Consider the following 25,036-nt stretch of genomic DNA (forward strand, 5'->3'; position numbering starts at 1 on the left):
ATAGAGATCGAGCTCTAAGCAGCCGGCTGCGCTTCGATGGTGCGCAGCGCCTGGTTCTGGCGCTTGGCCGCGGCCTTGACCGCGTCCTGGACCTTCTCGAAGGCGCGCACCTCGATCTGGCGCACGCGCTCGCGGCTGATGTCGAACTCGGCCGACAGCTCTTCCAGCGTCAGCGGCTCTTCGGCCAGGCGGCGCGCCTCGAAGATGCGGCGCTCGCGATCGTTGAGCACCGACAGCGCGCCCGACAGCATGGCGCGCCGGCTTTCCAGCTCGTCCTGCTCGATCAGCATCTCTTCCTGGCTCTCGTGGTCGTCGACCAGCCAGTCCTGCCATTCGCCGGACTCGCCCTCGCTCGCCCTGATCGGGGCGTTGAGCGAAGCGTCGCCCGACAGGCGGCGGTTCATCGACACCACCTCGGCCTCGGAAACATTGAGGCGCGTGGCGATCTCGGCGATCTGGTCGGGCTTCAGGTCGCCGTCGTCGAGCGCCTGGATCCTGCCCTTCACCTTGCGCAGGTTGAAGAACAGGCGCTTCTGGTTGGCGGTGGTGCCCATCTTGACCAGGCTCCACGAGCGCAGGATGTATTCCTGGATCGAGGCCTTGATCCACCACATGGCGTAGGTGGCGAGCCGGAAACCACGCTCCGGTTCGAATTTCTTGACGGCCTGCATGAGGCCGACATTGCCTTCCGAGATCACCTCGCCGATCGGCAGGCCGTAGCCGCGATAGCCCATGGCGATCTTGGCGACGAGCCGCAAATGGCTGGTGACGAGCTTGTGCGCGGCGGAAGTGTCCTGATGCTCGGCATAACGCTTGGCGAGCATGTATTCTTCCTGCGGCTGAAGCATCGGAAAGCGACGGATTTCTTCCAGGTACCGGGCGAGACCGCCTTCACCGGAAACGATACTGGGTAGTGACTGGGCCATGATAGCGCCCCCTCTCAATTGGAGTGATGCCCCCGTAACGCGGCGGGCATGTGACGCGAATGCCAATCGGCTCATCCGCGGCAACTGCTGTATATAGGAACAAAACCAGAAAGGACAGGCATTTGTTCAACACGAAACAGTGTGTCACGCTGAAGTGAACAACGCCAGTCAGGTTTTTTGATGGCTGGTTTGAAGCGTCTTGATGGCGGTTCAGAACTTGCGAAAGCCGCCGACGAGTTCCTCCATGTCCCTCGGCATCGGCGCCTCGAACCTCATCGTTAGATGGGTGGTCGGGTGCCGGAATGCAAGGAGCCAGGCGTGCAAGGCCTGCCGGGAAAATGCATTGACCTCGCTTTTCAGCGGCTCCGGCAGCCGGTTGGCCTTGGTGCGAAAGGCCTGGCCGTAGTCCGGGTCGCCGATCACGGGATGGCCGATATGCGCCATATGGACTCTGATCTGGTGGGTCCGCCCGGTTTCCAGCCGGCATTCGATCAGGCTTGCGGTGGCGAATTCCTTCTGCTGCGCGCCGAAACGCTCCACCACCGAAAAATGCGTGACCGCGTGGCGGGCATCGTCCCGACCTTCGGGAACCACGGCGCGCCGCACGCGGTCGGCGGCGCGGCCGAGCGCTGCGTCGACGGTGCCGGTCGGCCGCTGCGGGATGCCCCAGACCAGCGCCAGATAGGCGCGCTCCAGATCGCCGATCAGGCCATGGTCGGCGAAGGCCTCCGACAGCGCCTTGTGGGCGCGGTCGGTCTTGGCCACCACCATGACGCCGCTGGTCTCCTTGTCCAGCCGGTGCACGATGCCTGGCCGTTTTACACCGCCGATGCCGGAGAGACTGTCGCCGCAGTGATGGATCAGCGCGTTGACCAGCGTGCCGGTCCAGTTGCCGGCGCCGGGATGGACGACCAGTCCGGCAGGCTTGTTGATGACGATCAGCTCGTCGTCCTCGTAAAGGATATCGAGGGGAATGTCCTCGCCTAGCGGCTCGGCCGGCTCCGGTTCCGGCATGACGACCGAGACGCGCTCGCCCGCCGCAATCTTGCGCTTGACCTCTTGGACCGGCTTGCCGGCGATGGAGACCGCGCCCTGGCGGATCAAGGCCTGCACGCGGCTGCGCGAGATATCGGGGCCGAGCTTCGCGGCCAGCCATTGGTCGAGGCGCTGGCCGGCGGCATCGGCGCCGGCCTCCAGAACGACCGCTTCGTTATCGGCCAATTCATCCTCTGTCAAAATCGGGGCCCTATCAAAATCGGGGGCTCTTCGTTATGAGCGCTCATCGAAACCCGTTGCGGATTGTTTAGCCATGGCCCGGCCTGTCGCCGAAGAAGATGAGGAGAAGCCGCTCGACCCGGCAGCCGAAAAGGTGCGCCGGAAGCTCATCCGCTTCATGATCGTCAATCTCGGCCTTCTGTTCCTCGCCCTTATGGTGGTGATCGGGGCGCTTGTCTACAAAGCCCGCAACGCGCCCGGCGCAGGGTCGGCTCCTGCTGGCGATGTCCCGGCCCCGGCCGGCGCGCCGCTCTCCGGCGACATCGTGCTGCCGGTCGGCGCCAGGGTGGTCAGCCAGGCGCTGTCCGGCAACCGGCTGTCGATCGACGCCGAGCTTGCCGACGGCAGCCGTTCCATCTTCGTCTACGACATTGCCGCGCGCCGCATGATCGGCCAGTTCGCGATCCGCAACAAATGAGCCCGCAACAGATAAGCGGCTTTGCCGAAAACCGCAGCATTGCGACCGTGGCGCTCGTGGTCGGGAACTACGACGAGGCGATCGCCTGGTATGTCGGGCGGCTCGGCTTCGTGCTGACCGACGACGTCGACCTCGGCGGCGGCAAGCGCTGGGTGACCGTCACGCCGGCGAGCGGGCGGGGCGCGCGGCTGCTCCTGGCGGAAGCCTCCGGCGAGACGCAGGCAAGCCGCATCGGCGACCAGACCGGCGGCCGGGTGTTTCTGTTCCTCGAAACGGACGGCTTCGCGCGCGACCATCAGGCGATGCTCGGCCGGGGCGTCGAGTTCCGCGAGGCGCCACGCCTTGAAGCCTATGGAACGGTGGCAGTGTTTGCCGATCTTTACGGCAATCTCTGGGACCTGATCGAGCCGAAACGGCGGGGTTGATCACGGTCCTCTGGCAAAGTCTGCGGACAATCCGAAACCCCAGTTGCTTTTTCGCGGCCTTCATCCTATGTAGCCGGTTCTTGAGCGCGCCCATCGTCTAGCGGTCAGGACACCGCCCTCTCACGGCGGGAACAGGGGTTCGATTCCCCTTGGGCGTACCATCCTCCCAATAAGCTGCGTAGGTTGCCGGTGCTGACCCGACATCCGATTCTAAACGCCCGCTACCGTCTTGTCATGGGACGCCTGTTCCAGCAACCGCGACAGGTGCTGGAGGTGCATCGATTGGGCATCTTCGAGCAACTGCAGGAAGTTGGACGCCTTGCCGCGCGGCAGCCGACGACGCTTCAGGGTTGCGATGCGCGCGCGCTGGAGCTTGATGTGCCGCTCGGCCTGCAGGACATGCCGTTCCGCCATTTGGATGTCGTCGTTCAGCGCCATGGCCCTAAACGGCCGGGCGGTCAAAGGGTTCCGCAGGGGAAAGCGTCATCTGAAGCGCGGTCCCGATGGCGAGAACCCGATTCGCGCCGCCAGGATCCTACGCGGCCTGAGCGGAAGCCAGCTCGCGATGCAGGCGGGGATCACGCCCAGCATGCTGTCGCAGATAGAGCGCAGCGGAAAGGCCGCGCCTGCACCTGAAGCTCAGCGCTTCTGGCGCAACGCCTCGGATTGAATTAGCATCCGTTCGTCAAAGCTTCGGCCGCAATCCCGCAGGATGCGGAAAATGCGGAGCGCGGGAGCGAAGCCGGGCGGTCACATGCCGGGCGCCAAGCGCGACTGGCATCTGAAACGTGTCCGCCGGCAAGGCGGCGTGGCCGGGAGGAGCAGATGCGGAAACTGCAATCGCAAGGCGTCCATCACATCACGCTGGTCGGCGCCGATCGCCAGACCTCCATCGATTTCTGGGAAGGCGTGCTCGGCATGCCCTTCATCTTCGAGCAGCCCAATCTCGACAAGGCGAGCGAAAGCCACCTCTATTTCGACCCGGGCGATGGGCGGCTGATCACGGTCTTCACCGACGAGAGCCGCAGCCCGGTCAAGCGGCGCACGCCGACCGACATCGGCTGCGTCCACCACATCGCGTTTGCGGTGTCGCGGGTGACCTTCCTGCAGGCGGTAGGCCGGCTCGACGAGCGCGGCATCAAGCACAGCGGCGTCAAGGATCGCGGCTTCATGGATTCGATCTATTTCGAGGATCCGCTCGGCCTGCTGATCGAGCTCGCCTCCTACCGCTTCGAACCGCCAGCCGGCTTCAGCCATGCCGACGTGCTGATGGAGGCGCACAGGGTTCGCGTGGGGCGCGGCGACTACGCAATAGCCGAGGTGCATCTTGCGGACGCCATCCAGGCGCTGGTCGAGCGATCACGCGCAACATTGTCCGAGGACCGGGCGGCGAAGAATCCATACTGAACAGGTGACAGGGAGGACCAAGATGGCAAAGGCAGCAACGAAAGCAACGAAGAAGACCGCGGCCAAGCCAGCGGCGAAGCCTGCAAAGCCGGCGGCGAAAACCGCGGCAAAGGCAGCAACTGCCGCCAAGGTGTCGGCCAAGGCAGCCAAGCCCGCGCCTAAAGCGACGGCCAAAGCCGCGCCTAAAGCGACGCCCAAAGCCGGGGCGAAGCCGGCCAGGAGACCCGCGGTCAAGCTCAGCATGCTGAGGCCCAGCGTCAACAACATGACGGTCAGGGTGTTCACCCGCGCGGCCGGCCTCGATCATGCCGAGACCGACGCCTGGGGCCTGACGCGCACACCGGAATTCCTGGCGCGGAACCCGGCGCATCTGACGCCGATGATCGAGGACAAGGGGCTTCCGAGAGGCGTGCTGTGGGAAAGCTGCGCCATCATGCAGTATCTCGCCAACAAGCACGGGCTGGACAAATTCTATCCGAAGGCGCCCGCCAAGCGGGCGATGGTCGACAGCGCCATGTTCTACCTGGTCGGAACGCTCTATCCCTATGTGGCCAGGGCCACCTATCCGGCGCTCGGCTTTCCGCAATATGCCGGAGAGGTCGGCCATAGCGACGCCCATCCGGAGAAGAAGTCGGAGGCACAGAAAGCTGCCGCCGCCGCGATCGCGGAGCCGCTGGAGGTGTTTCACTCCTTCTTCAGGGACGGCAAGCCGTTCATCGGCGGCAACAACCCGTCGATCGCCGATATCCGTCTGGCGGCGACGCTCGAGTTCCTGGCCGTCATCGACTATGCTCTGCCGGCATGGGCGAAGGACTATATGTCCGCGATCGAGAAGAAGCTCGGCAAGGCCTATGCGGAGCCGGCCGGCGACGTGCGCGGCTATATCGCGCATATCAAGTCGCAGGCCGCCGCCTGAAGCGTGTCGCCCTGACACGGATTCAGGCGACGCGCTTAAATGGTTAGTTAACCAAAGCCCTGTCAAGTGATCCGGTCCTCTTCGCGAACCACGGATGTACTGGCGCGATGGCAAGGCGAAGGAAAGGTCGGCCCCGTGCCGGCCTTTTGCTTTTGGCGACGGTCGCGCGATGACGGCAGTCTGATTTCGACGGCGCCGGGCGGGTCGAAATCCTATTGTCATCGTTCCCGTTGATCGTACGATGCCATCGTGCGGGCGGCGAAAGGGACGAGGACCTGCGATGAGAAACACGGCAAGTTTTGCGACGGTCGCCGGCGTGCTGCTGGCGCCGCTCTTCCCGGCGAATGCCGCGTCGCTCAACACCATGAACGAGGTCGGCACCGCCCTCCAAGCGTGCTGGACGCCGCCCGCCGATTCCGGAACTGCCTCGGTCACCTTGAGCTTCAGCTTCAAGCGCGACGGCACGCTGATCGGCCCGCCGAAGCCGACGGCCATCAAGGTCAGCGGCGACGACAAGGCGCGTCAGGCCTATGTCGACGCGGCCACCGCGGCCCTGCGCAACTGCCTGCCGCTCAGCTTTTCGCCGGCATTGGCCAAGGGAATTGCCGGCAACGTCTTCACGCTTCAGTTCAATTCGCCGAAGCAATAGCAAGCGCCGGGGCTATCCCGACGCAAATGCTCCGCGGCGCGTGACCGGAACGCTGTTCCAGGACCAGGCAAGGCCTGCCCCGGGCAATCAACAATCAGTGCGGCAAGGATGCGCGCCTCGCCTTGCGGTGACGTGCTTTGCCAACTCCGGCATCTCGAACACATAGTCGTTCCAGGCCGACTCCGGAATCTGTCCGGCCAGATAGCATTCCAGCAGCAGATTTTGCTCCGGCGTCAGATGCCTCGGCGCCCGCTCGTGATCCAGTCCAAGCGAATGGATCAGGTTCCTGGTCAGGCCAGAGACGGTGAAGTGAATGGACATCGACAGTCTCCCTCGCGCAGCACAGATAACGTCCGATGCGGGCCAAAGGTTTCATCGTCAGCCCGTGATCGAGGGCCGCCGGACATCGATTGGCAGGCGCCGGCCGGTGCGGAGTGGTTTTTGGCGTCTGTCCCATTCTTGAAATGAAAGCGTAATATTCATTTACAAGATCGGTCATAACACTCAGTGTAAGAGGCCGATTGAGGCGCTCTACTTTGCAATCGTGACGATGAGCCTAAAGCCGTTGTTTTATGCATGTCGCCCAAAACAGCTGTGCATTTTCGGGTGACAGGCATTACTCGCAGACGACGCGATAGCGCTTGCCGGCTTCGCTGACATTCCTGCAGGCCAGCGCCTTCTCCGGCTGGGAGGAAGCATCGGGCAAATCCGGCTGAAGGGAAGGGGTCGTCGAAGCCGGCCTGAAATGTCTTCGGCCGGGGGGACCCGCAGGCGCGCCCGGAGGCTGCGGAAATACGTCCGAGGCAACCTGCCTCGAGGCGGTCGTCCCCGGCGGGGCCTTGTCCCAGATGCGCCTGACGTCCATCCGGCTTGGAATGACGACGGTTCCGTCGTCGCTGCGCGCGCAGCTGCTTGCCGCCAGCAGCGCCGGGCAGAGAACAAAAGTCAGCATTCGACCAAGCATCGGCAATACCCCCGGACAGTCTTATATCGCGGTGGCGGCGGGGCAGCCAACGGGCGGATTACCGCAGCCGGCATCGGACCAGGGTCTGACTAAATGGAATTGCGCGGAGGTGGTTCCAATTCGTTAAGGTTAGCGGATCGTTAATGCTTCTGAGGCACTGTTCGCCGACGAACCACGAAGGCGGTTCGGCGGGGGTGGCGACAGCATGGCGGACTTGGACGAGACGGGCGGGACAGGCGGCATGCGCAATCCCCTCGAAGCAGCGGTTGCGCGTGGCGACGATTCGTCCGGCAACGAACAGCATCTTGCCGATCTCGATCGCACGATGGACGCCATGCATATGGGCATCGTGCTTTTGGACGCCCGGCTCGACACGTTGATCATCAACAAGGCCTATCGCGACCTGTCCAGGATTCCGGACGGGGCCGTGGCCGTCGGTGCCCCATTCAGCCACCTGATGGACCTCAACCGCCGCAACGGCATCTATGGCGAGATCGGCGAACAGGAGTGGCAGCGCTACCTCGCCGCCCGGATCGCGGAGATCCGCGCCGGATCCGTCGCGCCGCGCGAGTTCGTCCATGCCGACGGCCGGACGATGATGTTCTCGGTGACGGCGCTGTCCGAAGGCAAGCGCCTGCTGACCTACTATGATGTCACAGAGGTCAAGCGCCGCGACGCCGAGATCGAGAGAGCCAACGCCAGGACGGCCGAGACGTTCACCAATCTTCGACTGATGGTTGATTCGATGCCGATCGGCGTCATCGTCCTCGATACCGATCTCAGGGCGGAGGTCATCAACCGCGCCTTCTACGACTTCTGGAAGATCGATCCGCGCCGCGCCACGGTGGGCTGCGGCTTCCGCGAGCTGATGGAGGCGAGCCGCGACGCCGACCCCTATGGCGCCGACGAGGCGGCCTGGCAACGCCACATCGCCGAACGCGAGGCGGAAATCCGGGCGGGTGTCGCCGGCTCCAGGCAGTTGCCGCGCATTGACGGCCGCACGCTGATCGCCTCGCTGGCGCCGCTTGCCGGCGGCAAGCGGCTCATCTCCTATGTCGACATCACCGACATGAAGCATCGCGAGACTGAGGCCGACGATGCGCGCAAGAACCTCGCCACCGTGCTGGAATCGCTGCCGGCCGGGGTCATCATCTACGATCGGGACGACAAATTCGTCTTCGCCAACCGCAAGCTGCAGGATACGCTGCCGGCGCTGAAACCGGCCTGGCAAGCGGGCTGCACGTTCCGCGAGGCACTCACTCTCGGTCATTCCGTCGGCTATTTCCGGTCGAGCGGCGACGCCGAGGTCGACAAGCTCTACAGCATCGAGAAGGAACGCTGGCTCGACGCCATGCTCGGGCGCTATCGTTTGCCAAATTCCTCCTACGAGCGCCAGAATCCCGACGGTCGCTGGTACCAGGTCTACGACATGAGGACCGACGACGGCACGTTCATCGGCGTGCGCGTCGACATTTCCGATCTCAAGGCGCGCGAGAAGGCGCTGCGCGACTCGATGCGCCAGATCGACCTCTACCGGCATGTCATGGACGAACTGCCGGTGGCGGCCTTCATCAAGGCAGAGGATCTCAGCATCGAGTTCGTCAACAAGGCCTGGTGCGCGCTGACCGGCATCCCCAAGGAAGATGTCATCGGCAAGACGGACCGCCAGCTTTTCGGCACCCATGATGCCGAGAGCTACAGCCAAGACGACACCGAGGTCGTCGCCACCGGCAAGGGGCGCGAGGTCGAGGAACCGGTCACCCATCGCGACGGCACCGTGCGGCAGCTGATGACGCGCAAGAACCGGCTGGTGGCCATCGACGGTTCGGTGCATCTGGTCGGTTCCAGCACCGACATCACCGACGTCAAGGCGCGGGAGCGGGCGCTCAAGGAAAGCATGAGCGAGAACGAGGTGTTCCGCAGCCTGATCGACAACGTGCCGGTGTCGATCTATGCCAAGCGCTCGGATCTGCGGCAGTTCTACGTCAACAAGGGCTGGTCGGATCTCACCGGCTTCAGCAAGGACGAGGCGATCGGCAAGACCGACGTCGAAATTTTCGGCGCGGACGGCGAAGCTTTCATCGCGGGGGATCTCGCGGTGCTGCGCACCGGCGAGACGCAGGAGATCGAGGAAAAGGTGACGCTGCCCGACGGCAGCGTGCGCCACCAGTTCGCGCGCAAGGGCGCGATGATCGCGTCCGACGGCTCGCTCTACCTGATCGGGTCGACCACGGACATAACGGAACTGAAGCAGCGCGAGGCCGAGCTTAGCGAGGCGCGCCAGCGCGCCGTGCTCGCCGACCGCGCCAAGTCGGAGTTCCTCGCCAATATGAGCCACGAGATCCGGACCCCGATGAACGGCGTGCTCGGCATGGCCGAGCTGCTCGCCAAGTCCGACCTCGACCCGAAGCAGAAGACGTTCACCGACATCATCGTCAAATCGGGCAACGCGCTGCTCACCATCATCAACGACATCCTCGACTTCTCCAAGATCGACGCCGGCCAGCTGGTGCTCGACCCGGCGCCCTTCAATCTCGCCGAGGCGGTCGAGGATGTGGCGACGCTTGTGTCGACGCGCGCCAAGGAGAAAGACCTCGAGCTCATCGTCCGCGTCCAGCCCGGGCTCGACGGGCAGTTCGTCGGCGATGTCGGCCGCCTCAGGCAGATCGTCACCAACCTGCTCGGCAACGCGGTGAAATTCACCGACGAGGGCCACGTGCTGGTCGACGTCACCGGCGAGCGGGTTCCGGCCGGCACCAGGCTCACCATCTCGATCACCGATACGGGTATCGGCATTCCCGAGGACAAGCTGAAGCTGGTGTTCGAGAAGTTCAGCCAGGTCGACACCTCCTCGACGAGGCGGCACGAGGGCACCGGCCTCGGCCTTGCCATCACCTCGCGGCTGGTCGAGCTGATGGGCGGCGAGATCGGCGTCGACAGCGCCGAGGGCAAGGGCTCGACCTTCTGGTTCACCGTCACGCTGCCGCGGGCGGAGCGCGGCGGGCAACGGATCATGCCGGTCGACGTGACCGGCGCTCGCGTGCTGATCGTCGACGACAACGCCGTCAACCGCTCGATCCTGAGCGAGCAGATGGCGTCGTGGACCTTCGATTCCTGCGCGGCCGAAAGCGGCGCCGAGGGACTGAAGGTGCTGATCGCGGCCGCCGCCTATGGCGTGCCTGTCGACTGCGTCGTGCTCGACTACCAGATGCCGGGCATGACAGGCGCCGAAATGGCGCGCATCGTGCGCAATACGGTCGGCCTCGCGCATACGCCGATCATCATGCTGACCTCGGTCGACCAGTCGCTCGCCACCGCCGCCTACCGCGATCTCGGCATCGATGCGCAACTGATCAAGCCGGCACGCTCCTCCATCCTCCTGGAGACGCTGGTCGCCACCATCCAGCGCCATCGCCACACAACGGCGGCCGCCCGGCCGCCGCTGGCAACCGGAACCGGTTCCGCGCATGGCGTGCCGCCGCAGCCATCGCAGCCGCAGGTGCCCGCGGCGGCGTCGAATCGTACCCTGCTGCAGCCGCCGTCCGTCCGCGCGCGCCCGCGCCCGGCCGGCGCGGAGCGCGGGCTCGACATCCTCGTCGCCGAGGACAATGAGGTGAACCAGCTGGTGTTCACACAGATCCTCGGCGAGACAGGCTATCAGTTCGAAATCGTCGGCAACGGCCGCAAGGCGCTGGACGCCTTCAGCAAGCTCAACCCGCGCATGATCCTGATGGATGTGTCGATGCCCGAGATGAGCGGTCTGGAGGCGACCGCCGCCATCCGCCGGCTCGAAGCGGAGATGGGGACGCATGTGCCGATCGTCGGCGTCACCGCGCATGCGCTGAAGGGGGACCGAGAGCGCTGCCTGGAAGCCGGCATGGACGACTACCTGCCGAAGCCGATCAGCCCGAAGGCGTTGCTCGAAAAGCTCGAAAGATGGCTCGGGTCGAACGCCGAAGTCCGGCGCAGCGCCGGCTAACAGTCTTGCTCGCGGAGTTGCCCGCCGCGAGCAGGGTCCGCGGATCGGACGCGGGGCATATGGTGTGATCGCACCATACAAAACGAAGCCCAAGTCGCGACAATGGTCACTGTCGATTCCGCCCTTCGGTTACGGGCGGGAGCAGCGACCGCCGGCAAGGAACAGCGTCGACTCTACCCCAACGGACCCTGTTTTCGGCGATGGCTATGCCATGATCCGCTCTGGCATTCGGGCAACGCGCTCTCGTCCGGATTTTATTTCCGGCGGCCGAGATCCGGCCGCCGGGATAATTTTTGACTCAAAAGTCAGACAAGTTACTGATTCCCGCGGCAAACTCCGGCCGGTCCGCAAAGGGCGGCTGCAGGCTCCTCCAGGCATCGCCGATGAGGCGTTACCGGGCTGACACGAAACTGTCATGCAACTGTAATAATCGAGAGCTATTGCGCTCACGGGCGCCGGCAAAAGGCGGTGCCAAGAGACCATATTCCGAACAGGAGCAGGCCACATGAGACATTTCATCCGCTCGGCGGCCGTTGCGATCGCAATGGCTACGGCGTCCACGCTCACCCTGTCCGCCGCTTGGGCTGCGGACATCTCCGGTGCCGGCGCCACCTTCCCCTATCCGATCTACGCGAAGTGGGCCGACGCCTACAAAAAGGAGACCGGCATCGGTCTCAACTATCAGTCGATCGGTTCCGGCGGCGGCATCAAGCAGATCAAGGCCAAGACCGTCACCTTCGGCGCCTCCGACGCGCCGCTGAAGGGCGACGAACTTGACGGCACCGGCCTCGCGCAGTTCCCGATGGTGATGGGCGGCATCGTTCCGGTCGTCAACCTCGAAGGCGTCAAGCCCGGTGAACTCGTGCTCGACGGCCCGACGCTGGCCGATATCTTCCTCGGCAAGATCACAAGCTGGGATGACGCGGCGATCAAGAAGCTCAACCCCGACGTCAAGTTGCCTTCGCAGGCGATCGCCGTGGTTCACCGTTCAGACGGTTCGGGCACCACGTTCAACTTCACCTACTATCTCGGCGACGTCAGCGCGGACTGGAAGGGTAAGGTCGGCGTCGACAAGGCTGTGGAATGGCCCGTCGGCATCGGCGCCAAGGGCAATGAGGGCGTTGCCAACAACGTCTCGCAGACCGGCGGCGCGATCGGCTATGTCGAATATGCTTACGCCAAGCAGAACAAGCTGACCTACACCGACCTGGTCAACAAGGACGGCAAGAAGGTCGAGCCGACCGCTGCGGCGTTCTCGGCCGCGGCGGCCAGTGCCGACTGGAACTCGCAGCCGGGCTACGGCGTGATCCTGGCCAACCAGGCTGGCGCCGAATCCTGGCCGATGACTTCGGCCACCTGGATCCTCGTCTACAAGAAGCCCGACGACGCCGCGGCCACGACCGAAGCGCTCAAGTTCTTCGCCTGGTCCTACGCCAAGGGCGACGACATGGCCGCCGAGCTGGACTATGTTCCGATGCCCGACGCGGTGGTGAAGAGCGTCGAGGAAATGTGGGGCAAGGACATCGTCGACGCGAACGGCAAGCCGCTCTATTCCGGCATGTAATTCCTGCGGAATAGGGAGGGCGCCACGGCGCCCTCCTGTCTCTTTCGAAATGCGAGGGGCTAAATGACTGCTGTTTCCGAAGCCGTGGCACCGTCCGTCACGCGGTCCAGAGAAGCGACGGTGCGCCGCTTCGCCCTCACCGACACGATCTTCCGGACGGCCACGCGCCTTTCCGCCATCCTTGTGCTGGTCCTGCTCGGCGGGGTCGCGATCTCGCTGATCGCCGGCTCGTGGGAGGCCCTGTCCAAGTTCGGCTTCTCCTTCCTGACCACCGAATCCTGGAACCCGGTCACCGAGAATTTCGGTGCCCTGGCGCCGATCTACGGCACCATCGTCACCTCGGCCATCGCCATTCTCATTGCCGTGCCGATCGGCATCGGCATCGCCATCTTCCTCACCGAGCTCTGCCCGCGCCCGCTCCGGCGCCCGATCGGCATCGCGGTCGAGCTGCTCGCCGGCATTCCCTCGATCATCTACGGCATCTGGGGCCTGTTCGTCTTCGCGCCCTTCCTGCAGACGACGGTGCAGCCCTTCATCATCGGCCTTTTCCACGGCATACCGGGCCTTTCCAGCCTGTTTGCCGGTCCGCCCTACGGCATCGGCCTGCTGACCTCGTCGCTCATCCTTGCCATCATGGTGCTGCCCTTTATCACCTCGATCACCAAGGACGTGTTCGATACGGTGCCGGCGGTGCTGAAGGAATCAGCCTACGGCATCGGCTGCACGACCTGGGAAGTGACCCGGCGCGTGACCATTCCCTACACCCGCGTCGGCATCATGGGCGGCGTCATGCTCGGCCTCGGCCGCGCGCTCGGCGAGACGATGGCCGTCACCTTCGTCATCGGCAACGCGCACCGCATCAGCGCCTCGCTGTTTGCGCCGGGCACGACGATCTCGGCGACCATCGCCAACGAATTCACCGAGGCCGACGGCGAGCTCTATACGTCCTCGCTGGTCTCGCTCGGCCTGATCCTGTTCATCATCACCTTCATCATACTCGCGCTCGCACGCTACATGCTGTTGCGCATCGATAGCCGCACGGGAGCCTGACCGATGTCGACAGCCGCATCGCTCCACCAGAGCCGCAAGCGCAAGAACGCCGTGATGATGGCGCTGTGCGTCGTCGCCGCGGGCATCGGTCTTGCCTGGCTGGCGCTGATCCTCGGCGCGCTGATCTACAAGGGCGTCTCCGGTGTCTCGCTGGCGGTCTTTACCGAGATGACGCCGCCGCCCGGCGACGCCGGCGGCCTGCTCAACGCCATCTACGGCAGCATCGTGATGACCATCATCGGCATCATCGTCGGCACGCCGATCGGCGTGCTGGCCGGCACCTACATGGCCGAGTACGGGCGCTTCTCGCGTCTCACCACGGTGGTGCGTTTCATCAACGACATCCTTTTGTCGGCGCCGTCGATCATCGTCGGCCTGTTCGTCTATGAGCTGATGGTGCGGCCGATGGGGCATTTCTCGGCGATCGCCGGCGCGGTGGCGCTGTCCATCTTGGTGATCCCCGTCGTGGTGCGCACCACCGAGGACATGCTCAACCTTGTGCCCAACGCGCTGCGCGAAGCCGGCACCGCCATCGGCGCGCCGCGCTGGGTGGTGATCCGCTCCGTCGCCTATCGTGCCGCGCTTTCCGGCATCGTCACCGGCATATTGCTGGCGATCGCCCGCATTTCAGGCGAGACGGCGCCGCTGCTGTTCACCGCGCTCAACAACCAGTTCTGGTCGAGCAATCTCAACGCGCCGATGGCCAGCCTGCCGGTGACCATCTTCCAGTTCGCGCTCAGCCCCTATGAGGAATGGCAGCAACTGGCCTGGACGGGCGCACTCATAATCACCCTGACGGTTCTCGGGCTGAGCATTTTCGCCCGCAGCCTTACCGGACGCAGAGAGGACAGATGAAACCGATGTTGTCCACCGACCTTAACGTAGCCGAGACGGCCGTCGAAAAGGCCAAGATCGAGGTCAAGAACCTCAACTTCTTCTATGGCCAGTCGAAGGCGCTGAAGGACATCAACCTGTCACTGCCGGAGCGCAGCGTCACCGCCTTCATCGGGCCGTCGGGCTGCGGGAAGTCGACGCTGCTGCGCGTGCTGAACCGAATCTACGAACTCTACCCGAAGCAGAGCGCCGAAGGCCAGGTGCTGCTCGACGGCAAGAACATCCTCGACCGCTCGCAGGACCTCAACCTGCTCAGGACCAAGATCGGCATGGTGTTCCAGAAGCCGACGCCGTTCCCGATGTCGATCTACGAGAACATCGCCTTCGGCGTCCGGCTGTATGAGAAGATCAGCAAGGCCGAGATGGACAACCGGGTCGAGTCGGCGCTGAAGCGGGCGGCGCTGTGGAACGAGGTCAAGGACAAGCTCAACGCCAGCGGCCAGAGCCTTTCGGGTGGCCAGCAGCAGCGGCTCTGCATCGCCCGCACGGTGGCGGTGAAGCCGGAGGTCATCCTGCTCGACGAGCCGGCATCGGCGCTCGATCCGCTGTCGACGGCCAAGATCGAGGAGCTGATCGACGAGCTGCAGGCCGACTACACGATCGTGATCGTCACCCACAACATGCAGCAGGCGGCGCGTGTGTCGCGGCAGACGGCGTTCATGTATCTCGGCGAGCTGGTCGAGTTCGACCGGACCGAGAAGATCTTCACCTCGCCTCGCGAGAAGCGCACCCAGGACTACATCACCGGCCGCTTCGGCTGAGTTCATACGAGGACATCATCATGGCCCATACGGTCGCTTCCTTCGACGAGGATCTGAGGCAGATCAGCCAGCTTATCCGTGACATGGGCGATCTTGCCGGGTCGATGGTCGGCGCGTCGACCAAGGCTCTGCTCAACTCCGACAACGCGATGGCGCAGCGCGTGGTCTCCGACGATGCCATCATGGACGCGCGGCAGCGCGAGCTCGACGACCGCGCCATCACGCTGATCGCCAAACGCCAGCCGATGGCCGACGACCTGCGCAGCGTGGTCGGCGCCATCCGCATGGCCGGCGACCTCGAGCGCATCGGCGACCTTGCCAAGAACATCGCCAAGCGCGTCGGCTCGGTCGGCGTCAGCGCCGCGCCGCGCGACCTGTCGCACTCCATCGATTCGATGGCGCAGCTGGTGCTGATCCAGGTCCAGGGCGTGATCGAGGAATATACGGCGGGCGACGCCACGGCGCTCGCCAAGCTGCGCAACGACGACGAGCGCATCGACGTCAAATACACCTCCGTCTTCCGCGAGCTCCTGACCTACATGATGGAAGACCCGCGCAACATCACGGCTTGCACGCATCTTTTGTTCTGCGCCAAGAATCTGGAGCGCATCGGCGACCATGTGACCAATATCGCCGAGAACGCCTATTATGTGCTGACCGGCACGCAATTGCCCGCGAACCGTCCGAAACAGGACGAGACGGCGATGTCGGCGCCGGCGGCCTGACAGCGAAGGTAGCTCTATATGATCGCGCCACGCATCATGGTGGTGGAGGATGAGGAGCCGCTGGGGGTGCTGCTCCGTTACAACCTCGAATCCGAAGGCTATCAGGTCGAGGTGGTGACCCGCGGCGACGAGGCCGAGATCCGCCTGCAGGAGAACGTGCCTGACCTTCTGGTGCTCGACTGGATGGTGCCGGCGGTTTCCGGCATCGAGCTTTGCCGGCGGCTCAGGATGCGGCCCGAGACCGAACGGCTGCCGATCATCATGCTGACGGCGCGCGGCGAGGAAAGCGATCGCGTGCGCGGCCTCTCGACGGGCGCCGACGACTACCTGGTCAAGCCGTTCTCGACGCCGGAATTCATGGCCCGGGTCAAGGCGCTGCTGCGTCGCGCCAAACCGGAGGTGCTGTCCAGCGTGCTCAAGGTCGGCGACATCGTGCTCGACCGCGAATCGCACCGCGTCTACCGCAAGAAGAGCGAGATCAGGCTCGGCCCGACCGAGTTCCGGCTTCTCGAATTCATGATGCGGCATCCCGGCCGGGTGTTCTCGCGCAGCCAGCTGCTCGACAATGTCTGGGGCGAGACGATCTATATCGACGAGCGCACGGTGGACGTGCATGTAGGACGCCTGCGCAAGGCGGTCAACAACGGCCGCATGCCGGATGTCATCCGCACCATCCGCGGGGCGGGTTACGCGATCCGCGAGGATTAGGGATATGCTGATATTCAGGTGAGGCCGGCCTGCGAATGGCGGCTTCCTGCGCTTCCGGTACTCACGTACCTAAAGTACGCTCCGTTCCGGTTCTCGGAATCCACCATTCTCGATTCGGCATATCCCGGCGCTTGAGCTTGTGGCTTATGCGACGTGCTTGCCCGTTCTTGCCTGAACGCCCGGCGCGAAGATCTCCTGGTCGACGAAGGTCAGCGCGCGCATGGCGCAGCCTTCGCGGATCAGCGGCAATTCGTTCGGCTCGGTATCGAAGGAGATCGACTGCGAATGCTGGCCGCCGGCGGTCTGGGCGATCGCCTCGCGCAGCGCCGGCTCGATCAGGTCGAAGGCGGCGGCGCTGACGCCGACCATGGCGACCGGCGCCGGGTCGATCAGCGCGAACAGGCTGCCGAGGCTGAAGCCCAGGGCCTCGCCCGCCCGGCGATAGGCCTCGCGCTCCGGACCATCCTTCTCGCGCGCCTTGGCGGCGAGCGCGCGCATGTCGGCATCGCCGACATCGACCGGCTCTGCATCCTCGCTCATCTTCATGGCGCTGCGCCAGATGGCGTAGTTGCCGGCATAGGCCTCGACGCAGCCGCGCCGTCCGCAGCGGCAGAGCGCGCCGCCCGGACGGTGGATCATGTGGCCGAACTCGCCGCCCGAGGAGTGCGTGCCGGTGAACAGCTCGCCCTTCAGCACCAGCCCCATGCCGATGCCGTGCGAGAGCAGGATGGCGATGAAATTGTCGCGATAGCGGTCGGGGTCGCGCCATTGCAGCGCCACCGCCATCATGTTGCAGTCGTTCTCCATGGTCGCCGGGATGCCGAATTCCTTTTCCAGGATGTCGGCGAAGGGAATGTCGGTCAGCGGCGTGATCGGCGACCACAGCATGGCACGGGCATGGGAATCGGTGATGCCCTGGATGCCCATGGCGAGGCGGGCGACGCTGCCGACATCGAGGTCCGGATCCTCCAGCCGGCGCCGCACGATCGCAATGCATTCGCCGATCAGCTCTTCGCGCGGCATGGTAAGGGTATCGAGGCGACGCTGCTCCTCGGCGATGACCTGGCCGGCATAGTCGATGACGGCGACAGAGAGGAAATTCAGCGACAGCACCACCGTCACCACCGCCGCCACCTCGGGATTGAGGGCGAGGCCGACCTGCGGCCGGCCGCGCTTCAGCGAAGCGGTCTCGCTCGGCCTGCTCTCGGCCAGGATGCCTTCCTGGATCAGGTCCGCGCTGATCGCCGAAATGGTCGAGTGGCTGAGTCCGGTGGTTGCGGCGATTTCCGTTCGCGACGGCTGGCCGGCCCGGCGCACGGCCGAAAGCACCATGGCGCGGTTGCGCCGGCGCAGGTCGTCGTGGCGGATTCCGACCGACATTTTCTCCTCCCGGTCAGCGCGGCCTCTTGATAATGCAGGCCGTCGGCGACGCGCCAGATCGGTTCAGTTCCGGACAGAGCCGTCGAACCGCCCTGGATTGTCTCGTTCAATTCCAGCGGAAAGCGTCGCGCTTCCTTGGAACTGTTTTGGGATAGTGGCAGAAGCGGCAGGGACTGTCATTATTTATTGCGGGCCTCGAAAAAAAGTCCGAGGCACCTCAAAAACCATCAGAATCGCAGTTGACAGCGCTTCGGCGTTGCATCACTATTTTTTCGAGGCTCGAAAAAAAGCCTCTGTGCCGGCCTTCGGGCCAGTCTGGGTCGCGCCGCAAGGGCGCAGGGAGGAAATCATGAAGAAATTCGCAACCGCCATGCTGGCGGGTGTCGCCTTGTCGTTGACGCTCGCGTCGGTCGCCGAGGCGAAGGACAAGGTGATCGGCGTTTCCTGGTCGAACTTCCAGGAAGAGCGCTGGAAAACCGATGAAGCGGCGATGAAGAAGGCCATCGAGGCGGCCGGCGACAAGTATATTTCCGCTGACGCGCAGTCCAATCCGGGCAAGCAGCTGACCGACGTCGAAAGCCTGATCTCGCAGGGCGCCAATGCCCTGATCGTGCTGGCGCAGGACGCTTCGGCCATCGGGCCGGCGGTGCAGAAGGCGCTGGACGAGGGCATTCCGGTCGTCGGCTACGACCGGCTGATCGAGAACAAGGACGTCTTCTACCTGACCTTCGACAACAAGGAAGTCGGCCGCATGCAGGCCCGCGAAGTGTTCAAGGTCAAGCCGGAAGGCAACTATGTCTTCATCAAGGGCTCGGGCGCCGACCCGAACGCCGATTTCCTCTTCGCCGGGTCCATGGAAGTGCTGAAGGAAGCCATCGACGGCGGCAAGATCAAGAATGTCGGCGAGGCCTATACCGACGGCTGGCTGCCCGCCAACGCGCAGAAGAACATGGAGCAGTTCCTGACCGCCAACGACAACAAGGTCGATGCGGTGGTGGCGGCCAATGACGGCACCGCCGGCGGCGTCGTCGCCGCGCTGACGGCGCAGGGCCTCGCCGGGACCGTTCCGGTGTCGGGCCAGGACGGCGACCACGCCGCGCTGAACCGCATCGCGCTCGGCACCCAGACCGTGTCGGTGTGGAAGGACGCGCGCGAACTCGGCAAGAACGCCGCCGAGATCGCCTCGCAGCTCGCCGACGGCAAGAAGATGGCCGACATCGCCGGCGCCAAGGATTTCACGACGCCCGGCGGCAACACCGTCAAGTCGCTGTTCCTGACCCCGGTGGCAATCACCAAGGACAATCTCAACGTCGTCATCGACGCCGGCTGGATCAAGAAGGACGAAGTCTGCGCGGGCGTTGCCGCCGGCAGCGTTGCGGTCTGCAACTGAAGCCAGGCCGACAGCGGTTCGAAAGATAGCGCCGCGGCCCCAAAGCCGCGGCGTTCGTCAAAGGGCTTCCCGCTTCAATTGGGCCGGGAAAGCAAATAAAATCGTGGTCCGGCAACCGCGCCAGACGGCAAACCGGTGGGAGGAAATCATGACCGATACGACCTCAAGTACGGTCGCCGCGGACCGGGCACGCGCAGCCGAACTCAGCGCCGCCGGCCGCTTCCTCAAGGCAACCGAACTCGACACGCGCATGCTCGGCATGGTCGGCGCGCTGCTGGTCATCTGGATCGGCATCCACGTCCTGTCGGGCGGGCTTTTCCTGACGCCGCGCAACCTGTGGAACCTGTCGGTGCAGACGTCCTCGGTAGCCATCATGGCGACCGGGATGGTGCTGGTCATCGTCATGCGCAATATCGATCTTTCCGTTGGCTCCGTCGAAGGCGTGGTCGGCATGATCATGGGCGTGGCGCAGGCCGAATTCCTGATCCGGGTCATCGGTCTCGATCTCGGAAATCCCTGGCTGTGGATCATCGCGCTCGCCGCCGGCGTGGTGCTTGGCCTGGCGATCGGCGCGTTCCAGGGCTTCATCATCGCCTATATGGAGGTGCCGGCCTTCATCGTCACGCTGGGCGGCCTGCTGGTCTGGCGCGGATTGGCCTGGATGATCACCAGCGGCCGCACGGTCGCGCCGCTCGACGCCACCTTCCAGTTGATGGGCGGCGGACCGCGCGGCTCGATCGGCGCCACGGCGAGCTGGGTCGTCGGCGTCGTCGCCTGCGCGGCGGTCGCCTTCGCGCTGCTCAACGGCCGCTCGCAGCGCAAGCGGTTCAATTTCCCGCTGCGTCCGGTGTGGGCGGAAGTCTTCCTCGGCGTCGTCGCCTGCGCCGCCATCCTCGGCGCGGTCTCAGTCGCCAATTCCTATCCGTGGCCGGTCGGCATCGTGCGCCAGTACGCCCAGCAGAACGGCGTCACCATTCCCGAAGGCGGTCTGTTCATCGCCCACGGCATCGCCATACCGGTGCTGATGGCGGTCGCGGTCGGCATTGTCATGACCTTCATCACCAGGCGAACCCGCTTCGGCCGCTATGTCTTCGCCATCGGCGGCAATCCGGAGGCGGCCTCGCTCGCCGGCATCAACACGCGCTGGGTGACGATGAAGGTGTTCATGATCATGGGCGTGCTGGCCTCGATCAGCGCCGCCATCTCGTCGGCGCGCCTCAACGCCGCCACCAACGCGCTGGGCACGCTGGACGAGCTCCTGGTCATCGCCGCCGCCGTCATCGGCGGCACGTCGCTCGCCGGCGGTTCGGGAACCGTGTTGGGGGCCATGCTCGGCGCGCTGCTGATGCAGTCGCTGCAGTCAGGCATGGTGCTGCTCGGCATCGACTCGCCGCTGCAAAGCATAGTCGTCGGCGCGGTTCTGGTCGTCGCCGTCTGGCTCGACACCGTCTACCGCAAGCGAGTCTGAGCAAGAACTTCAGGGAGGAGACGCGACCATGGAAAAGACAGCTCCCATCGGCACGCCGCTGATCGACATGCGCAACATCTCGATCGCCTTCGGCGGCATCCGCGCCGTCGACGATGCCTCGATCGATCTCTTTCCGGGCGAGGTGGTGGCGCTGCTCGGCCACAACGGCGCCGGCAAGTCGACGCTGATCAAGATCCTGTCCGGCGCCTACAAGCGCGACGCCGGCCAGATCTTCGTCAACGGCGAGGAGGCCTCGATCTCCAATCCGCGCGACGCCAAGAAATACGGCATCGAGACGATCTACCAGACGCTGGCGCTTGCCGACAATGTCGACGCCGCCGCCAATCTTTTCCTCGGCCGCGAGCTGATGACCGCCTGGGGCACGCTCGACGACGTCGCCATGGAGGCCGAGGCGCGCAAGGTGATGGGCCGGCTCAATCCGCGCTTCCAGCGCTTCAAGGAGCCGGTGATCAAGCTCTCCGGCGGCCAGCGGCAATCGGTGGCGATCGCCCGCGCGATCCTGTTCAATGCGCGCATCCTGATCATGGACGAGCCGACGGCGGCGCTCGGCCCGCAGGAGACGGCCCAGGTGGGCGAACTGGTGCGCCAGCTCAAGGCCGACGGCATAGGCATCTTCCTGATCAGCCACGACATCCATGACGTGTTCGAGCTGGCCGATCGTGTCTGCGTGATGAAGAACGGCCAGGTCGTCGGCACGGCGCGCACCGGCGACGTGACCCAGGACGAGGTGCTTGGTATGATCATTTTGGGCAAGTGCCCGCCGGGCGCCATCCCGGGTCCCGGAGCGCTGAAAATCGCGGCCTGAAGCGCGTTGCGCTGAACTGATTCAGCGCAACGCGCTTCAGTCCTTGTTCTTCTGCATCTCGTTTTCGCAAGAGCGCTGCGCACTTTTTGCGCGACATGTAAACGCATTAAGTTAGCCGGCTAATTTACGAATGATTGATGTGCCAGCCGCCGCGATGGTTTGGCCTCGCCATTGTGTTGGCGCGGAGACTTGCTCATAAAGGTGGTCAACCATCCATGGGCCGCACCCTGCGTTGAAAAAGCTCTTTCCGATCGTCGCTTTCATTGCCGTCGCGCTGATCAGCCTGACGATGGCGGGGTTTGCCTATTTCGCGACCCAGGAGGCGGCGCGCATCAAGTTCGAGGGAACGGCCGACGACGCGCTCAACCGCATCGAGAGCCGCATCGACCTGCATCTGTCGCTGCTGCGCTCGACGCAGGCGCTGTTCGATGCCCGCAACGGCGACATCACGCGCGGCGAATTCAACGCCTTCTTCACCGCGCTCGACATCGACGACAATTTCGCCGGCCTGCGCGGCATCGGCTTCCTGCGGCTGGCAAAGACCGGCGACGAGGCGGCGGTCGAGCGCGACATCCTGCACGATCACGGTTCGGCGCACCCGATCTATCCGGCCACCACGCAACAGCCGTGGCGAACGCCGATCGTGCTTTTCGAGCCACTCGACACGTCCAACCAGTCGATCATCGGCTTCGACATGTTCAGCGAGCCGATGCGGCGGGCGGCGATCGAGAAGGCCATGGCCGACGACCGGCAGCATGCGAGCGGACTCGTTCAACTTGGCCAGGGACAAGGGCAGGAGCAAACCTTCCCCGGTTTCCTGGTCTTCGTGCGGCTGAACGTGGAAACGGCTCCGGACGTCATCAATGCCAGCCGTTCCTCGACCGCGGGCCTCCTCTACGCCGCCTTCCGCGCGCGCGATTTGTTCCAGGTGGCGCTCAGCAAGGCTCCGCTGCTGCCGGTCAATGTCGAGATTTATGACGGCAAGCCGGGAGGCGACAATCTCCTGTTCCGCTCGGAGGCGCCGCCGGCCGAATCGCTTGGCGGAAGGCTTGTGGCGCGCCGGGATATCGTCGTGGCCGGCCGGCCCTGGACTGTCCTGTTTCGGCCGACGAGCGCTTTTTCGTTGCCTTCCTCGCGCGCCATTCCGGTGATGCTCGGGCTGTTCGGCCTGCTGCTGGCCGGGGCGATCGCCCTGGTGGCCCGCTATCAGGAACGCGCCTATGAGGCGAAGTCGCTGCTGCATGAGGCGACGGAGAAGAGCCTGCTGGAAAAGGAGCTGATCCTGCAGGAGATGAAGCACCGCATCAAGAATTCGATCACAAGGGTACTGGCGATCGCGCGGCAGACTGCTTCCCAGGCCACCGACGTGAAGGAGTTCTCCGCATCATTTTCGGCGCGGCTGCAGGCGATGGCCGCGTCGCAGGACATGCTGACACGCTCGCGCTGGCAGAAAGCGGATCTCGGCGATCTCCTGCGCATCGAACTCGGCCAGGTGTTCGGCAAGGAGCTTCCCGAAGGCATATTGTCGGGGCCAGAGGTGCTGCTCGACGAGACGACGACACAGGCGCTCGGCCTGACCTTCCACGAGCTTGCCACCAATGCGCTGAAATATGGCGAAGCCGGCAGCACGGCCAATGTTCTCAAGGGAGACTGGGCGCTGAAAGTCGACTGGATGGTGGAACGGCGCGGACGCGAGCGGACGCTGGTGCTCAACTGGCGCGAGACGGGGCAGGAAAAGCTGGAAGCACCGGCCAAGACCGGCTTCGGCACCAAGCTGATCGATCTCAATGTCACGCGCGAGCTGCACGGCACGATCAAGCGCGATTTTCAGGCCGACGGACTGAAAGTGGAGATAAGGCTTCCGCTGGCGGAGTGAGCGAGCCTTTCAGCGGGCAACCGCTCGTTCAAATACAAGAAATGGAGGCCGGCGAGCCGGCCCCCAGATTGGCATTTTACGCAATTCCGAACCTGGAATTGCTGATCAATTGCAGCGAGCGGTGTAGATCCGGCCGCGGTGATCGCGATACTGGCAATAGCCATTGCGCAGGTTGCGGACCAAGAGGCCGGACCCGGCGCCGACGGCCGCGCCGATCAGCGCGCCCTTGCCGCCGCCGACCAGGCCGCCCACACCGGCGCCGATCAGGCCGCCGCCGACCACATCCTGCTCGGTCGTGGTGCAGCCGCTGACAGCGACCACGGCAACCATGGCAATGATCATCTTCCGCATAAATTGCTCCTCACTTTTGTCCTCACTTTTGGCAGTACCAGCCGCCATTTAGCACGAAAAAACGGGGTTTGCCTGCCTGATCTTACTGTTGCTGAAGATAGTCTTTTTCGGGGCGCGCGCCGTTCGACGCGACAACCGTGCCGGAGACCTCCAGCGACGCGACGAGCGTGCCGTCGGGACGCACGGTCCAGAGGAGCTGATCGTAGTCGTCCTCGAGCGCCGGATCGACGGCAAGGCACTCGCCCATGATGTGCGGCGTCCGGCCCCGCAGGTCGCCCAGCGCAAAGGGCCGTTCGGCGATGCAACCCTCGAAGGTCTCGAAAACGCTGAGCGGCACCGGCAGCTCGCGGCAATCGGTCATGGTGTCCGAGCAGCCGATGACGAGGAGCAAAGCGGCGATGTGTTCCACGGGTGATCCTCCCGCCGCCAAGAACGATTCTCGCCGCTCAAAAGTTCCTGGCCAGCTACCCTTCCCGGCCACGATACTGCGAGCCCTTAAGCGGCTCGGCTTTTCGCAGAATCGCCGATCCGTTTCAGGCATCTGTTCTTGCGCATTTCCAGACGGAAACCGCTATGCACTTTCCCGGAATTGCTCCAGTGGCCCGGAATTGCTCCAGTGGCCCGGAATTGTTCCAGTGGCTATGCGGTTGCCGAGCGGGAAACCCATCGGATCAGGTCAGCCGCCAAGCCGCCGCCAGCACCAGCGCGGCAAGGAGCGCAACGGCGCCGAGGCGGAGCGACAGATGGGCGGAACGCGGCAAGGGCGGCGCCTCGGCATCCTGGAAGCCGCTCATCGAGACGCGGGCGGCCTGCTCCAGCCTGTTCATGTCGGCAACCATCATTCAGTCCTCCCGGATCGCGTGCCCAATCGTGTGCCAAATCATGTGATTGGGCGCGGTTGGGTTCCGGCGCACCCGCCCGGTTCAGCGTTCGATGGGACCGCCGACCCGCTCCAGGTGTCTGTTTCTGCACAACTCCAGACGAAAATCCGTCGAACGCTTTTCCTGGCGTTGCTTCCAGCCGGGAACAGAATCGGACTTTATGGTGAACAGCCGGTTAAGGCTCGCCGGCGAATGGCGACGCG

25 protein-coding genes and 1 tRNA gene are annotated in these 25,036 nt (G+C 64.4%); 18 read left to right on the plus strand and 8 right to left on the minus strand.

Translation table 11 applies throughout. The features are described from left to right. Positions 1-14: 14 nt before the first annotated feature. Entirely contained in the window at positions 15-926 is a 912-nt protein-coding gene (gene rpoH / locus EJ067_RS21230) for an RNA polymerase sigma factor RpoH (protein WP_126087214.1), read from the minus strand. Between the two features lie 210 nt (positions 927-1,136). Then, the gene (locus EJ067_RS21235; RefSeq protein WP_189510047.1) at positions 1,137-2,147 is read right to left on the minus strand and encodes an RluA family pseudouridine synthase; all 1,011 of its coding nucleotides are present in this window, start codon (positions 2,145-2,147) and stop codon (positions 1,137-1,139) included. 88 nt (positions 2,148-2,235) lie between these two features. On the opposite strand from EJ067_RS21235, the gene EJ067_RS21240 reads away from it, so the two are divergent. The 3 genes from EJ067_RS21240 (at position 2,236) to EJ067_RS21250 (ending at position 3,205) form a co-directional block, all read left to right on the plus strand. After that, positions 2,236-2,619: a fimbrial protein gene (locus EJ067_RS21240; RefSeq protein WP_126087216.1), complete on the plus strand. Its 384-nt coding sequence runs from the start codon at positions 2,236-2,238 to the stop codon at positions 2,617-2,619. Between the two features lie 11 nt (positions 2,620-2,630). Beyond that, on the plus strand, positions 2,631-3,044 hold the full coding sequence (locus EJ067_RS21245) for a VOC family protein (RefSeq protein ID WP_126089681.1): 414 nt from the start codon (positions 2,631-2,633) through the stop codon (positions 3,042-3,044). 86 nt (positions 3,045-3,130) lie between these two features. After that, positions 3,131-3,205: transfer RNA gene (locus EJ067_RS21250), tRNA-Glu, on the plus strand. Positions 3,206-3,254: 49 nt separating this feature from the next. Here the strand turns inward: EJ067_RS21250 and EJ067_RS34685 are convergent. Continuing rightward, positions 3,255-3,482: a hypothetical protein gene (locus EJ067_RS34685; protein ID WP_189510862.1), complete on the minus strand. Its 228-nt coding sequence runs from the start codon at positions 3,480-3,482 to the stop codon at positions 3,255-3,257. Between EJ067_RS34685 and EJ067_RS21255 the strand changes: the two genes are divergently transcribed. The 4 genes from EJ067_RS21255 (at position 3,463) to EJ067_RS21270 (ending at position 6,016) form a co-directional block, all read left to right on the plus strand. Continuing rightward, a complete protein-coding gene (locus EJ067_RS21255; protein ID WP_245467994.1) occupies positions 3,463-3,714 on the plus strand; it encodes a helix-turn-helix transcriptional regulator in 252 nt (83 codons plus the stop codon). The genes EJ067_RS34685 and EJ067_RS21255 overlap by 20 nt on opposite strands. Positions 3,715-3,869: 155 nt before the next feature. Further along, positions 3,870-4,451: a VOC family protein gene (locus tag EJ067_RS21260; RefSeq protein WP_126087217.1), complete on the plus strand. Its 582-nt coding sequence runs from the start codon at positions 3,870-3,872 to the stop codon at positions 4,449-4,451. A 22-nt stretch (positions 4,452-4,473) separates the two neighbouring features. Beyond that, the gene (locus tag EJ067_RS21265) at positions 4,474-5,367 is read left to right on the plus strand and encodes a glutathione S-transferase family protein (protein WP_126087218.1); all 894 of its coding nucleotides are present in this window, start codon (positions 4,474-4,476) and stop codon (positions 5,365-5,367) included. A gap of 280 nt (positions 5,368-5,647) precedes the next feature. Next, entirely contained in the window at positions 5,648-6,016 is a 369-nt protein-coding gene (locus EJ067_RS21270; RefSeq protein WP_126087219.1) for a hypothetical protein, read from the plus strand. An 87-nt stretch (positions 6,017-6,103) separates the two neighbouring features. Here EJ067_RS21270 and EJ067_RS21275 read toward each other — a convergent pair whose 3' ends face one another. Continuing rightward, entirely contained in the window at positions 6,104-6,337 is a 234-nt protein-coding gene (locus tag EJ067_RS21275) for a hypothetical protein (protein WP_126087220.1), read from the minus strand. Positions 6,338-7,185: 848 nt separating this feature from the next. On the opposite strand from EJ067_RS21275, the gene EJ067_RS21285 reads away from it, so the two are divergent. From EJ067_RS21285 to phoB, 7 genes are all read left to right on the plus strand, one after another. Beyond that, a complete protein-coding gene (locus tag EJ067_RS21285) occupies positions 7,186-10,959 on the plus strand; it encodes a PAS-domain containing protein (RefSeq protein WP_126087222.1) in 3,774 nt (1,257 codons plus the stop codon). Between the two features lie 505 nt (positions 10,960-11,464). Next, positions 11,465-12,523, plus strand: coding sequence for a phosphate ABC transporter substrate-binding protein PstS (gene pstS, locus EJ067_RS21290; protein ID WP_126087223.1), 1,059 nt, complete (start codon positions 11,465-11,467; stop codon positions 12,521-12,523). Positions 12,524-12,586: 63 nt separating this feature from the next. Beyond that, entirely contained in the window at positions 12,587-13,573 is a 987-nt protein-coding gene (gene pstC, locus EJ067_RS21295) for a phosphate ABC transporter permease subunit PstC (protein ID WP_126087224.1), read from the plus strand. A gap of 3 nt (positions 13,574-13,576) precedes the next feature. After that, positions 13,577-14,428: a phosphate ABC transporter permease PstA gene (gene pstA / locus EJ067_RS21300; protein ID WP_126087225.1), complete on the plus strand. Its 852-nt coding sequence runs from the start codon at positions 13,577-13,579 to the stop codon at positions 14,426-14,428. Then, complete coding sequence (pstB, locus tag EJ067_RS21305; RefSeq protein WP_126087226.1) at positions 14,425-15,228, plus strand: phosphate ABC transporter ATP-binding protein PstB; 804 nt, start codon at positions 14,425-14,427, stop codon at positions 15,226-15,228. The genes pstA and pstB overlap by 4 nt, the downstream gene beginning before the upstream one ends. 17 nt (positions 15,229-15,245) lie before the next feature. Continuing rightward, positions 15,246-15,953, plus strand: coding sequence for a phosphate signaling complex protein PhoU (gene phoU / locus EJ067_RS21310; protein WP_126089683.1), 708 nt, complete (start codon positions 15,246-15,248; stop codon positions 15,951-15,953). A gap of 18 nt (positions 15,954-15,971) precedes the next feature. Then, positions 15,972-16,661, plus strand: coding sequence for a phosphate regulon transcriptional regulator PhoB (gene phoB / locus EJ067_RS21315; RefSeq protein WP_010911896.1), 690 nt, complete (start codon positions 15,972-15,974; stop codon positions 16,659-16,661). A 144-nt stretch (positions 16,662-16,805) separates the two neighbouring features. On the opposite strand, the gene EJ067_RS21320 is transcribed toward phoB, so the two are convergent. After that, a complete protein-coding gene (locus EJ067_RS21320) occupies positions 16,806-18,041 on the minus strand; it encodes an ROK family transcriptional regulator (protein WP_126087227.1) in 1,236 nt (411 codons plus the stop codon). Between the two features lie 349 nt (positions 18,042-18,390). Between EJ067_RS21320 and xylF the strand changes: the two genes are divergently transcribed. The 4 genes from xylF (at position 18,391) to EJ067_RS21340 (ending at position 23,601) form a co-directional block, all read left to right on the plus strand. Next, entirely contained in the window at positions 18,391-19,431 is a 1,041-nt protein-coding gene (gene xylF / locus EJ067_RS21325) for a D-xylose ABC transporter substrate-binding protein (RefSeq protein WP_126087228.1), read from the plus strand. A gap of 148 nt (positions 19,432-19,579) precedes the next feature. Further along, positions 19,580-20,899: a sugar ABC transporter permease gene (locus EJ067_RS21330; protein ID WP_126087229.1), complete on the plus strand. Its 1,320-nt coding sequence runs from the start codon at positions 19,580-19,582 to the stop codon at positions 20,897-20,899. A 28-nt stretch (positions 20,900-20,927) separates the two neighbouring features. Next, positions 20,928-21,725: an ATP-binding cassette domain-containing protein gene (locus EJ067_RS21335; protein WP_126087230.1), complete on the plus strand. Its 798-nt coding sequence runs from the start codon at positions 20,928-20,930 to the stop codon at positions 21,723-21,725. Positions 21,726-21,957: 232 nt separating this feature from the next. Continuing rightward, complete coding sequence (locus EJ067_RS21340) at positions 21,958-23,601, plus strand: CHASE domain-containing protein (protein WP_126087231.1); 1,644 nt, start codon at positions 21,958-21,960, stop codon at positions 23,599-23,601. A 105-nt stretch (positions 23,602-23,706) separates the two neighbouring features. Here EJ067_RS21340 and EJ067_RS21345 read toward each other — a convergent pair whose 3' ends face one another. From EJ067_RS21345 to EJ067_RS34690, 3 genes are all read right to left on the minus strand, one after another. After that, the gene (locus tag EJ067_RS21345; RefSeq protein ID WP_027166589.1) at positions 23,707-23,952 is read right to left on the minus strand and encodes a YMGG-like glycine zipper-containing protein; all 246 of its coding nucleotides are present in this window, start codon (positions 23,950-23,952) and stop codon (positions 23,707-23,709) included. An 82-nt stretch (positions 23,953-24,034) separates the two neighbouring features. After that, a complete protein-coding gene (locus EJ067_RS21350) occupies positions 24,035-24,361 on the minus strand; it encodes a hypothetical protein (protein WP_126087232.1) in 327 nt (108 codons plus the stop codon). Between the two features lie 262 nt (positions 24,362-24,623). Beyond that, the gene (locus EJ067_RS34690) at positions 24,624-24,794 is read right to left on the minus strand and encodes a hypothetical protein (protein ID WP_168247409.1); all 171 of its coding nucleotides are present in this window, start codon (positions 24,792-24,794) and stop codon (positions 24,624-24,626) included. Positions 24,795-25,036: the final 242 nt, after the last annotated feature.

This window comes from Mesorhizobium sp. M1D.F.Ca.ET.043.01.1.1 (assembly GCF_003952385.1).
Lineage (GTDB): Bacteria > Pseudomonadota > Alphaproteobacteria > Rhizobiales > Rhizobiaceae > Mesorhizobium.